Origin of the sequence: Umezawaea tangerina, from assembly GCF_003002815.1 — a bacterium.
GTDB lineage: Bacteria > Actinomycetota > Actinomycetes > Mycobacteriales > Pseudonocardiaceae > Umezawaea > Umezawaea tangerina.
In genome coordinates, this window is the sequence record NZ_PVTF01000001.1 from 1,267,164 (window position 1) to 1,278,869 (window position 11,706).

Consider the following 11,706-nt stretch of genomic DNA (forward strand, 5'->3'; position numbering starts at 1 on the left):
GCTTGTTTGCGGCAGGGCAGGGCTGGGCGTACGGAGCGTGTTGCGTGTTTGTCTTTAGCCCTCGCGCCAGCCGTTCGTGACCGGTAGGCGGCGGTCGCGGCCGAAGGCCTTTTCGCTGATCTTGGTGCCCGGTGGGTACTGGCGGCGCTTGTACTCGGCCTTGTCGACCATGCGCAGTACGCGGTCGATGAGGTCGTGGTCGAAGCCGGCCGCGAGGAGGTCGTGGTAGCCCTTGTCGCCGTCGACGTACTCGTCCAGGACGGAGTCGAGGAGTTCGTAGTCGGGGAGGGAGTCGCTGTCGACCTGGCCTGGTCGGAGTTCGGCCGAGGGGGGCTTGGTGATGGAGTTCTCGGGGATGGGTGGGTGTTCGCCGAGTTTCTCGGCCTCGTCGTTGCGCCAGCGGGCGAGGTCCCAGACGAGGGTCTTCAGGACGTCCTTGATGGGGGCGAAGCCGCCGACCGCGTCGCCGTAGATGGTGGAGTAGCCCACCGCCAGCTCGGTCTTGTTGCCGGTCGCGAGCACCAGGTGGCCGTGCTGGTTGGACAGGCCCATGAGGGTGACGCCGCGGCAGCGGGCCTGGACGTTCTCCTCGGACAGGCCGGTCAGGCCGAGTTGGTCGACGAACACCTTGACCATGTCGGCGATCGGCTGCTCGGTGTACCGCAGACCGGTGCGCCGGGCCATCTCGAAGGCGTCGGACCTGGAGTGGTCGGAGGAGTAGACCGACGGCATGGAGACGGCGTGGACGGCGTCGGGGCCGAGGGCGTCGACGGCCAGCGCGGCGACCACGGCGGAGTCGATGCCGCCGGACAGGCCGAGCACGACGGAACGGAAGCCGTTCTTCAGCACGTAGTCGCGCAGGCCGGTGACGAGGGCGTGCCAGACCTCGGCCTCGTTGGACAGCGGCTCGGCGGTCTTCGGCACGGGCAGCGGCTCGTAGCCGGGCACGGGCTCGTCGGACAGGGTGCGGCGGGTCACGGTGAAACCGCCGACGAGGCCGTCGGTGCGCGCCGCGCCGCCGGGGAGGTCGAGGTCGAGCACGGTCAGGTGCTCGGTGAACTGCTGGGCGCGGGTGATCAGCGTGCCGTCCGCGGCGACGACCATCGTGTCGCCGTCGAACACCAGCTCGTCCTGCCCGCCGACGAGGTTCACGTACGCCAGCGGCGCGCCCGCCTCGGCTGCGCGGCGGGCGACCAGCGGGAGGCGCAGGTCGTCCTTGTTGCGCTCGTACGGGGAGGCGTTGGGGGAGACGACGAGGTCGACGCCCGCCTGGCCGAGCGCGGCGATGGGGCCGCCGTCCTGCCAGAGGTCCTCGCAGATGACCAGCCCGATCTCCAGCCCGTGCAGGCGGACGATCTCCAGGCGGTCGCCGGGGGTGAAGTAGCGGCGCTCGTCGAACACGCCGTAGTTGGGCAGGTGGTGCTTGTCCTGCGAGGCGACGACCTCGCCGCCGTGCAGCACCGCGGCCGCGTTGCGCTTGCCGTGCTCGTCGCGGTCGAGGTAGCCGACGAACGCCGCCACCCCGCCGAGCCCGGCCTCGTCGAGCCGGACCGCGAGCGCGTCGAGCGCCTGCTTGGAGGCGATGGCGAACGACTCGCGCAGCGCGAGGTCCTCCACCGGGTAGCCGGTGAGCACCATCTCGGGGAAGACCACGAGGTGGGCTCCGGACTCGGCGGCCTTGCGGGTCCACGCGACGACGAGGTCGGCGTTGCCCGCGAGGTCGCCGACGGTGGCGTTGACCTGGGCGAGGGCGAGGCGCAGCTGCGGCATGCGCACATCCTCTCCCACGCCGTCACACCTTGGTGCGCGTTGTGGCCGACGCGTCACACCTACGATCGGGTGGTGCGACGCCACCTGCTGCTGTTCCTCGCCCTCCCGGTCCTGGCCGCCTGCTCGACCGCGGTGCCGGGCAGAGCCACCCCCGGAACCGCCCTCGAACAGCGCGGCCCGGCCGGTGTCGTCCCCGCGGGTCTGGAGAGGTTCTACGGCCAGCAGCTCGGCTGGGAGGACTGCGCGCCCTACGCCACGACCGGCACGACCAAGGCCGAGTTCAAGAACAAGGCGAACATCGAGTGCGCCCGCGTCGAGGTGCCGCTGGACTACGCGAAGCCGACCGACCGCACCATCAAGATCGGCCTGCTCCGGCAGCGCGCGGCCAAGCCCGACCAGCGCGTCGGCTCGCTCCTGGTCAACCCCGGCGGTCCCGGCGGCTCCGGCATGGCGGCCGCGGCGTCGTTGACGAAGAACCTCGGCGACCTGGGCGACCGCTTCGACCTGGTCGGCTTCGACCCGCGCGGCGTCGGCGCCAGCGAGCCCAGCGTCCGCTGCCTCACCGACGCCGAGCGCGACGCCGACCGGCTCGACCTGGACGTGGACACCTCGGCCGCGGGCATCGCGCAGACCGAGGCGGAGAACAAGGACTACGCCGACAAGTGCGCCCAGCGCAACGGCGCGGACTTCCTGGAGCACGTCGGCACCCGCGACGTCGTGAAGGACATGGACGTCATGCGCTCGGCGCTCGGCGACGCGAAGCTGAGCTTCATCGGCTACTCCTACGGCACCCGCATCGGCTCGGAGTACGCCGAGGCGTTCCCCGGCAACGTCCGCGCCCTCGTCCTCGACGGCGCCGTCGACCCCACCCAGAGCGACGCGGACTCGCTGGTCGCCCAGGGCGCCGGTTTCCAGAAGGCGTTCACCGCGTTCTCGACCTGGTGCGCCGCCCGCAAGGACTGCGCCCTCGGCACCGACCCCGCCAAGGCCAACACCGCGTTCCGCGACCTCACGCTGCCGCTCATCCAGCGCCCCGTCGACGTCTCCGGCCGCAAGCTGTCCTACACCGACGCCATCACCGGAGCCATCCAGGCCATGTACTCGCAGGAGTACTGGACCGCGTTGAACGCCGCCCTCACCGAGCTGAAGAACAACCGCGGCAGCACCCTGCTGCTCCTCGCGGACGCCTACTACGACCGCGACGACCAGGGCGTCTACTCCTCCATCACGGACGCGTTCACCGCGATCAAGTGCGTTGACGACCCCCGCCAGACCGACCGCGCCGTGCTCGCCGACACCGCCCGCAAGTACAAGGAAGCCGCCCCCTTCCTCGACGACGGCAACCCACCCGCCGCCGCCCTCGACGCCTGCGCCTTCTGGCCCGTCCCACCCACCGCCACCCCGCACGTCCCGAAAGCCGACGGCCTCCCCCCGATCCTCGTGGTCTCCACCACCGGCGACCCCGCCACCCCCTACGAGGCCGGCGTGAACCTCGCGAAGGCACTCGGCGGCGGACTGGTCACGTTCCAGGGCAACCAGCACACGGTGTTCCTCCAGGGCAACAAGTGCGTCGACAGCGCGGGCGACGACTACCTGATCAACCTGAAACTGCCCCCGACGGGGACGACGTGCTCGTGACCACCCGATCGTGGCGCGGTTGAGCTGCTAGTTTGACGGCGCAGGAGGAAACTCCCGTCCCGCCTTGGGCCCCGCCCCGTGCGGGGCCTTCGTGCATCTAGGGTTTCCAGCAGTACTGGTGCTCGATCCGACGCCACAGCGCGTTGTCGACCGGCACCACTCGATTGTCCGCAGTCACCGTGGTGCTGTGGATGCGGTGGTGCACGAAGGCGATCAGGTCGACCGCCTGCACCAGTCGGCCGGCCTTGGACGGGGCGAAGTGCAGGGTGTCGACGATCCCTTTGATGACACGCCCCCGGTGGCTCCAAGTTCCCTGCTGGCGGTACCTCGTCAGATCCGCTCGGTACTGGTCCTGGTGGTCGTGTTGACCGGGTTCGTCGGCGATCACCAACGCGTACTCGCCCGAGCGTTCCGCGTACTCGTCGACGCTTTCCAGGGCAACCAGCACACGGTGTTCCTCCAGGGCAACAAGTGCGTCGACAGCGCGGGCGACGACTACCTGATCAACCTGAAACTGCCCCCGACGGGGACGACGTGCTCGTAGTGGCACGTCGCGGCATCAACAACGACAGGCCCGCCCCCACCGCGCACAGCACCGCGGTGATCAGGAAGATCTCGTGGTACTCCGTCAGCAGCGCGTCGGTGAGCCCCCGCTGGTACGCCTCCAACTGCCCCTTGTACTCCTCCGGCGGCACGCCGAACGGCAGCGGTGTGTCCAGGGTGGCCGTGAGCTCGCGGAACCGGTGCAGCCCCCAGGCCGTGAGCGCGGCGACCCCCACGAGCATCCCGGTCATCCGCGCCACGACCACCGCGGCCGACGCCACCCCGTGCTGCGACGACGGCACCACGCGGAGCACCGCGGCGGACACCGGTGCGATCACGACGCCCAGCCCGAGCCCGGCCACGGCCAGGTCGCGGGTGAGCACGGGAGCGGACACGGAGGCGGGCCACTGGGCGATCAGCACGTACCCGACGGCCGCCACGACGAGGCCGCCGAACGACACCCAGCGGTCACCCAGCCGCGAGGCCAGGAAGCCGCCCAGCACCGCGCCCACGGGCAGCGCGACCAGGAAGCGGGCGAGCAGGGACGCGGCCGAGGCGGAGTCGCGGCCGAGCAGGGTCTGCGCGAACAGCTCCACGTCCACCAGCGTCACCATCAGCGCCGCCCCGGCGAACAGGCTCACCCCGAGGCACGCCAGGAACGGGCCCATCCGCACGCCCGCGGGGTCCAGCAGCCGGACGGACGCGCGCCGCTCCCACCACAGGAACGCCGCGAACACGACCACGCCGCCGCCGATCGCGGGCAGCCCCCACGACGGCAGCACCGAGTGCTCGGGGTCGGGGTTGTACAGGCCCACGACCAGCAGTCCGAGCGCCAGCGCCAGCAGCCCGCCGCCGACCACGTCGATCCGCACGGACGTGCGCCGACCGGCGGGGACGGAGAGCTGAACGACGGCCATCGCGATGAGCGCCAGCGGGACGTTGACCCAGAACACCCACCGCCAGCTCTGCGGCTCCAGCGACTCGAAGAACGTCCACGCGTTGAACAGCGACGCCAGCCCGACGCCGTAGAGCGTCCCGAGCACGGACCCCAGCTCCTGCGCCGCCCCGACGACCCCCAACGCCGAGGACCGCCGCGACGACGACCACAGGTCGGCCACCAGGGCCATCGTGACCGGCAGCAGCGCTCCACCGGCCAGGCCCTGGACCACCCGGCCCGCGACCAGCAGCGGCAGGTCGTCGGCCAACGCCGTCACGACGGAGCCGAGGGCGAACCCGGCCAGGCACAGGTGCAGCACGACCCGGCGCCCGAACCGGTCGGACAGCTGCCCGAGCAGCGGCATCCCGGCGACGTACCCGAGCAGGTACCCGGTGACCACGGGCGTGGCCTGCTCCAGGTGGTTCACCGGGATGCCGAGGTCGCGGACCATGTCGATCAGCACACCGACGACGACGTAGGCGTCCAGCGCGCCGAGCAGTACGGCGACGGCGCCCGCGCCGATCGCCAGGCGTCGACCGCTCACGCCGGCGGGGTGACTTCGACGGCCTTGTCCAGCTCGGACAGGGTGACCTCGACGGAGCCGCCGGTCAGCTCGAACCGGGCGGTCTTGAGCCGGAGGCTGTCCTTGTCCATGGTGAACCGCGAGGCCACGTCGGTGGCGATGCCGGGCACCAGCGAGGCCGCGACGTCCTTGGGGACGGTCCCGCTCACGACGGTCGTGCCGCCCTCGGAGCTCTCGGTCTTCGGGTCGCGCACGCTGCGCAGCACCTTCGACACGCCGCGGTCGGGGTTCAGGATCGCGGTGGGGTCGTACACCTGGCCCTTCAGCACGGCGGGCAGCTTCTGGAACCCGCCGGTCGGGCCCTTGATGTACAGGTCGCCCTTGGCCAGCACGAAGTCGACCTCGAGCAGCTGCCCGAACTGGTTCGTCTTCGCCTTGCCCTTCGCGTCGCCCGCGGCGTTGAGGTCGCCGTCGGCGCCCTGGACACCGAGCTGGGGGAGCTCGCCGTCGACCTTGATGGCGAAGTGGGTGCTCTTCACCCCGGCCATCGCGTCGGCGGACCTGGTGAGCACCTCCTTGGCGTCCGGCAACGAGGCCGGTGACGGTGTCGACGTGCACGCGGAGACCAGCGTGACGAGTGCGACCAGGGGCCCAACCAGGGCACGACGTGCGGACATGGGGGGATCGTAGTGCCCCGACACGCGGCCTTAACGGCCCTTACATAGGCTGCGCACATGGACCGCCAGCAGGAGTTCGTGCTCCGCACCCTCGAGGAACGCGACATCCGGTTCGTCCGGCTCTGGTTCACCGACGTCCTCGGCTTCCTGAAGTCCGTGGCAGTGGCCCCCGCCGAGCTCGAGGGGGCCTTCAGCGAGGGCATCGGGTTCGACGGCTCCGCGATCGAGGGCTTCGCGCGGGTCTTCGAGTCGGACATGGTGGCCAAGCCCGACCCGAGCACGTTCCAGGTGCTGCCGTGGCAGACGCCGGAGGGCACCAACTACTCGGCGCGGATGTTCTGCGACATCACGATGCCCGACGGCAAGCCGTCGTGGGCCGACCCGAGGCACGTGCTGCGGCGCACCCTGTCGAAGGCCAGCGAGATGGGCTTCACCTGCTACGTCCACCCGGAGATCGAGTTCTTCCTGCTGAAGAACCTCCCGGCCGACGGCAGCGAGCCCGAGCCCGCGGACAACGGCGGCTTCTTCGACCAGACCAGCCACGAGACCGCGACGCACTTCCGCCGCCACGCCATCGAGGCGCTGGAGGCCATGGGCATCTCGGTCGAGTTCAGCCACCACGAGGGCGCGCCCGGCCAGCAGGAGATCGACCTGCGGTACGCGGACGCGCTGACCATGGCGGACAACGTGATGACGTTCCGCTACCTGGTGAAGGAGGTCGCGATCACCCAGGGGGTGCGCGCCTCGTTCATGCCCAAGCCGTTCACGAACCAGCCCGGCTCGGGGATGCACACGCACGTCAGCCTGTTCGAGGGCGACCGCAACGCGTTCTACGACGCCGAGGACCCCTACCAGCTGTCGGACACCGGCAAGGCGTTCGTCGCGGGCCTGCTCAAGCACGCCCGCGAGATCTCCGGCGTGACGAACCAGTGGGTGAACTCCTACAAGCGGCTGATCGTCGGCGGTGAGGCCCCCACTGCGGTCTGCTGGGGCCACGCGAACCGCTCCGCGCTGGTGCGGGTGCCGATGTACTCGCCCGGCAAGTCGGCCTCGCGCCGGGTGGAGATCCGGTCGCTCGACTCGGCGTGCAACCCGTACCTGGCGTACTCGGTGATCCTGGCCGCGGGCCTGAAGGGCATCCAGGAGGGCTACGAGCTGCCGCCGCCCGCCGAGGACGACGTGTGGTCGCTCACCGACCGCGAGCGCCGGGCCGCCGGGTACGCGAACCTGCCGCAGAACCTGGGCGAGGCGCTGGCCGAGATGGAGAGCTCGGAGCTGCTCCCCGAGGCGCTCGGCGAGCACGTCTACGACTTCTTCCTGCGGAACAAGCGCACCGAGTGGGACGCCTACCGACGCAGCGTGACGCCCTACGAGCTCCGCTCCCTGTTGCCGGTCTTGTGAGCGAAAAACCCGTGTGGGTGGTCCACAGCGCGCGTCCGGAAAAGCTAGGTTTGCACACCGTGACAGAAGTGCCGTCCACAGGTGTCCTGATCGAGCCGGAACCCGAGACCGTCCTCCTGGCGTGCACGGTGGCCACCGCCGCCGAGCTGCCCGCCGTGAAGGTGCTCTCGAACTCCTTCCTGGCCAAGCACCCGGACGCGAAGTTCATCGCGCTCGTGGTGGACGCCCCGGCCACCAGCACCGGGCCGGGCCTGATCACGCCGTCCGACCTGGGCGTGGAGGCCGCGGAGCTGGCCGAGCTGGCGACCGCGTGCACGGCCGCGCAGCTGTGCGCGGTGCTGCGGCCCCGGCTGCTGGAGACGCTGCTCGCGTCCAAGCTGCCGGTGCTCTACCTCGACCCGTGGGTCCAGGTGCTCGACTCGGTCAGCGACGTCGTGCTGGCCGCGGTCAAGCGCGGACCGCTGGTGCTGGTGCCGCGCGCGCTGCGGCCGCTGCCCGACGACGGCCTGCGCCCCGACCCGGCCGAGCTGCTCGAGACCGGCGTGTTCGACCCCGGCTTCCTGGTGGTCGCGCCCGGCGCCGAGCCGTTCCTGCACAACCTCGCGGGCCAGCTGCGCCGCACGCCGGACGCGACGAAGGCCGTGCTCGACACGGCTCCCGCGCTGGTCAACCACCACGTGCTGCGCGACTCCACCATCGGCCTGTCGGTGTGGAACGCCAACCACCGCGAGCTGTCCCGCGGCGAGGACGGCGTGATGACCATCCTCGGCAACCCGCTGCGCACGGTGCACTTCGCCGGCTTCGACCCCAGGCGCCCGTGGCTGCTGTCGGCCGACTTCGCCGAACGGCCGCGCGTGCTGCTGTCCGAGCACCCGCTGATCGCGGACCTGTGCACGACCTACCGCGCCGAGCTGGTCACCCGCGGGTACACGGTGCAGCCGGTGCAGTACGGCTTCGGCGCGCTCGTCGACGGCTCGGTGCTGCCCGACGAGCTGCGCGTGGACTACCGCGAGGCCTCCCGCCGCAAGGCGCCGCCGCCCGCGTTCGGCCCCGACGGCGGGGCAGCGTTCCTGGCGTGGGCGTGCGAGCCGGTGCCCGACCTGCCCGGCAGCACGCGCTGGTCGGCGGCGGTGTGGCGGGCTGACGAAACGCTGCGCGGCCAGTTCCCCGACCCGTTCGGCGACGACAGCGCCGAGTTCCGCGAGTGGTGCGCGGGTGCCGGGGTGGCCAGCGGGCGGATGCCCGTGCCCGCCGTGCCGGGACCGCAACCCGTGGCGCCCGCGCTGCTCGACCAGCTCGGCGTGTCCGTGCTCGGCGACGGCCCGGTGGCACGGCTGGTGGAGACCGTGGCGCGCGCGTCCGGACTGCCGACGTCGACCACCGCCGGGTACCCCGTGGTGCTGCGCGCGGGCGGCGACGAGCCCGTCCCCGGCGACCGGTTCGTCGTCGACTACGGCCTCGACGCCGGAGCCCACCAGGACCGGCCGACCGCGCACGAGCTGTGGGTGCCCTCGGAGAGCACGAGGGCGGCCGCCGAGCGCATCGGCGGGCCCACCGTGCGGGTGGTGCCGCTCCCGGTCGTGGACACCGGCGCGCGCGAGGTCCCGGAGGAACGGGACGAGGTCGTGTTCGGCGCGCTCGCCGACCACGGCGAGGACCGCGCGGGCAACGTGCTGGGCGCCGTGTCGGCGTTCCTCGGCGCGTTCCCCGACCGCACCGACGTGCGGCTGCTGATCTCGGTGACCGGCGCGGCCGAGCACCCCGAGGCCGCCGAACGGCTCCGCCTGGCCACCGCCGCCGACCCGCGGATCGTGCTCGTCGAGGACGAGCCCGTCCCGGAGACCGTCGACTGCCTCGTCTCGCTGCACCGCGGCGGCGCCTGCGACCGGATCGCCGGCCACGTGGCCGAGCTCGCGGTGCGCGGCGTCCCGGTGCTGCTCAGCGAGCACGGCGCCGTCGCCGAGCTGTTCGACAAGGACTCCGCCGTGTTCGTCCCGTGCCACCAGGGCGGCGTCGAACCGGACGTCCAGGCGGCCGCCAAGCTGATCCGCAGCGTCGCGGGCGACCTGCCCACCGCCGTCGCGATCGGCCTGGCCGGGCGCGAGCACCTCCTGCACACCCGCTCGCTCGCCCGCGTGGCCGACCAGCTGCGCGAACGCGTCGAACACGCTTACCGGGGCTGGCGCGCGCGCCGCTCGGCGGCCAACCCCGCGCAGGTCGTCGACCCGCTGCGGGCGCTGCACTCGGCCAAGCACGCGCTGCTGCGGCAGCCGGACACCAGCTCCGCCAGCCGCATCCCGATGGCCCCCGCGCTGCGCAAGGTCGTGCTGCGCGTGCTGGACCACTACGACAACCACATGCGCGAGGTGCTGACCACCCTGGTCGACGGGGTGGAGCGCACCGCGAGCGAGCTCGTCCGCAGGCAGGACGACATCGACGCCGGGGTCGGCATCGGCGAGCTGGAGATGGTGCGCGCCGAGATCGACCGCGTGGCCGAGCGCCAGGCGCACCTCGGCGACCAGCTCGTGGGGACCGACGACGCCGTCGTGCGCAACCGCGCCGACATGGCGGCCCAGGCGCGGCGGCAGCGCGAGATCGAGGACGCGCTGGTCGGCGAGGCCACCAAGCGCGCGAAGCAGAACGAGGCGCTGGGCCAGCGGCTGGACAAGCTCACCCACGCGCTCGACCGCACCCTGGACCGGATCGACACGCTGGAGTCGAAGGTCGTGGAGGTGCTGCGCGACCGCGACCACCGGCTCGACGCCGGGGTGCGCGCGGCCAGCCAGGCCCAGTCGACCGCGGACGCGCTGCGCCGGGTCGTCGTGCGCGAGCACGAACGGCACAGCGAGAGCGAGCCCGACGTGCGCAGCTCCCTGGTGCTCTCCGACGTGGGCCTGCTGCGGCTGCCCGCCGACGACGCGTTCATGCTGCCGCTGCTGTCGAGCAACGGGGTGTGGGAGCCGGAGCTGTCCGAGCTGGTCGACTCCCTGGTCGAGCCGGACGGCGTCTTCCTCGACGTCGGCGCGTACATCGGCTACCAGACGATCCGGATGCTCGGCAGGCTCGGCACCAGCGGCGCGGTGGTCGCGGTCGAGCCGTCGTCGGCCGCGATGGAGCTGCTGCGGCACAACGTCGAGGTGAACCTGCCGGACCGCATCGGCGAGCGGCTCGTCGTCGTGCAGGCCGCGGCGTGGGAGAGCGCGGGCGAGCTGCGCGGCGACCCCGCGTTGACCGGGGGCATCTCGGTCGCGCCGCTGGAGGAGGACGCGCCCGCCGAGGTGACCCGCGTGCGAGCGGTCCGGCTGGACAAGGAGCTCGAGGAGATGCCGCAGCTCCACGGCATGAAGCTGTCCGTGGTGCGGGTGGACGCCCCCGGCCGTGGGCATCGCGCTCTCGCCGGCCTCGTGCGGTTGCTGCGCAAGGACCGGCCGCACGTGTTCCTGGAGTTCTCCGCGTCGGCGACCGCGGGATTCGGCGACGACCCGGTGACGGTGCTCAAGGAGTTCCGCATGTGGGGGTACGACCTGGTGCCGGTGGCGACCAGGCAGCCCGCGCTCCCGGAGCAGATCGTGTCGGCGATGGAAGGTCTCCGGTCGATCACGTTGTGGTTGCGGCCGAGGCCCGTGCAGGCGAAGAAGCCCGGTCCGGAGGTCGCCGTACCCGTGCGGCAGGCCGCTGACCAGCCGATTTGACTTCTGCACGCGCCATGCGTAACTTTCTCCAAGTCGCACGAGCCACACCGGGTCGAGCGGGGGTTGACCCCGCGTTCCGAACCGAGTAGCATCTGTGGCCGCCCCCGAACTAAAACTTTCAAGCCATATGCGCTGTGCGCCAATGTGACGTGGAAGTGGCGGATCGGATAGAACTTCCCAGAACTAAATGAACTCCAGTTCCTTGCTGGGCCGGTTTCCTCCAAGAGGCCGATTTGACAAGGGAAATGCGGTTCGGATAGCGTCTGGAACATAGAAAACTGAATGCGAAGCGAGTTTCTGCTGAGCGAAACGGCCCGAACCGGCCGATTTGACAAGGCGAAAACGGAGTTGCTAAGCTTCAGACACAAACGAAATGCCGAAACAAAACAAGCGCCCTCGCTTGAATCACTCGAAATGAGCGGTTCGAAACGGTGTGCGCGTGTTCTTTGAGAACTCAACAGCGTGCCGAATAGCCAGTAACTTATATGAACCCAGTCAATGGGTTTCCTTTGAGATTGAACTGGA

General features: G+C 71.1%; 8 protein-coding genes. 4 read left to right on the forward strand and 4 right to left on the reverse strand.

The features are described from left to right. Positions 1 to 54 precede the first annotated feature (54 nt). Positions 55 to 1,770: an NAD+ synthase gene (locus CLV43_RS06010; protein WP_106185858.1), complete on the reverse strand. Its 1,716-nt coding sequence runs from the start codon at positions 1,768 to 1,770 to the stop codon at positions 55 to 57. A 72-nt stretch (positions 1,771 to 1,842) separates the two neighbouring features. Between CLV43_RS06010 and CLV43_RS06015 the strand changes: the two genes are divergently transcribed. Then, positions 1,843 to 3,408: an alpha/beta hydrolase gene (locus tag CLV43_RS06015; protein ID WP_106186073.1), complete on the forward strand. Its 1,566-nt coding sequence runs from the start codon at positions 1,843 to 1,845 to the stop codon at positions 3,406 to 3,408. 97 nt (positions 3,409 to 3,505) lie between these two features. Here the strand turns inward: CLV43_RS06015 and CLV43_RS49110 are convergent, their stop codons facing one another. Further along, a complete protein-coding gene (locus CLV43_RS49110; protein ID WP_245886151.1) occupies positions 3,506 to 3,856 on the reverse strand; it encodes a DUF3800 domain-containing protein in 351 nt (116 codons plus the stop codon). A gap of 3 nt (positions 3,857 to 3,859) precedes the next feature. Between CLV43_RS49110 and CLV43_RS49115 the strand changes: the two genes are divergently transcribed. Then, on the forward strand, positions 3,860 to 3,952 hold the full coding sequence (locus tag CLV43_RS49115) for an alpha/beta hydrolase (protein WP_245886152.1): 93 nt from the start codon (positions 3,860 to 3,862) through the stop codon (positions 3,950 to 3,952). Here CLV43_RS49115 and CLV43_RS06025 read toward each other — a convergent pair. Continuing rightward, on the reverse strand, positions 3,912 to 5,432 hold the full coding sequence (locus CLV43_RS06025; RefSeq protein WP_106185860.1) for an MFS transporter: 1,521 nt from the start codon (positions 5,430 to 5,432) through the stop codon (positions 3,912 to 3,914). The two genes, CLV43_RS49115 and CLV43_RS06025, sit on opposite strands and share 41 nt — an antisense overlap. After that, positions 5,429 to 6,088, reverse strand: coding sequence for an LppX_LprAFG lipoprotein (locus CLV43_RS06030; protein ID WP_106185861.1), 660 nt, complete (start codon positions 6,086 to 6,088; stop codon positions 5,429 to 5,431). The genes CLV43_RS06025 and CLV43_RS06030 overlap by 4 nt, the downstream gene beginning before the upstream one ends. A 57-nt stretch (positions 6,089 to 6,145) precedes the next feature. Between CLV43_RS06030 and CLV43_RS06035 the strand changes: the two genes are divergently transcribed. Next, positions 6,146 to 7,489, forward strand: coding sequence for a glutamine synthetase family protein (locus CLV43_RS06035; protein ID WP_106185862.1), 1,344 nt, complete (start codon positions 6,146 to 6,148; stop codon positions 7,487 to 7,489). A gap of 59 nt (positions 7,490 to 7,548) precedes the next feature. Continuing rightward, positions 7,549 to 11,181: an FkbM family methyltransferase gene (locus CLV43_RS06040; protein ID WP_211304225.1), complete on the forward strand. Its 3,633-nt coding sequence runs from the start codon at positions 7,549 to 7,551 to the stop codon at positions 11,179 to 11,181. The last annotated feature ends 525 nt before the right edge of the window (positions 11,182 to 11,706 follow it).

What these genes read in the sequence shown, in the direction of transcription:
- CLV43_RS06010 (WP_106185858.1), bottom strand. Translation starts at nt 1,770, where the DNA reads ATGCCGCAGCTGCGCCTCGCCCTCGCCCAGGTCAACGCCACCGTCGGC.
- CLV43_RS06030 (WP_106185861.1), bottom strand. Translation starts at nt 6,088, where the DNA reads ATGTCCGCACGTCGTGCCCTGGTTGGGCCCCTGGTCGCACTCGTCACG.
- CLV43_RS06035 (WP_106185862.1), top strand. Translation starts at nt 6,146, where the DNA reads ATGGACCGCCAGCAGGAGTTCGTGCTCCGCACCCTCGAGGAACGCGAC.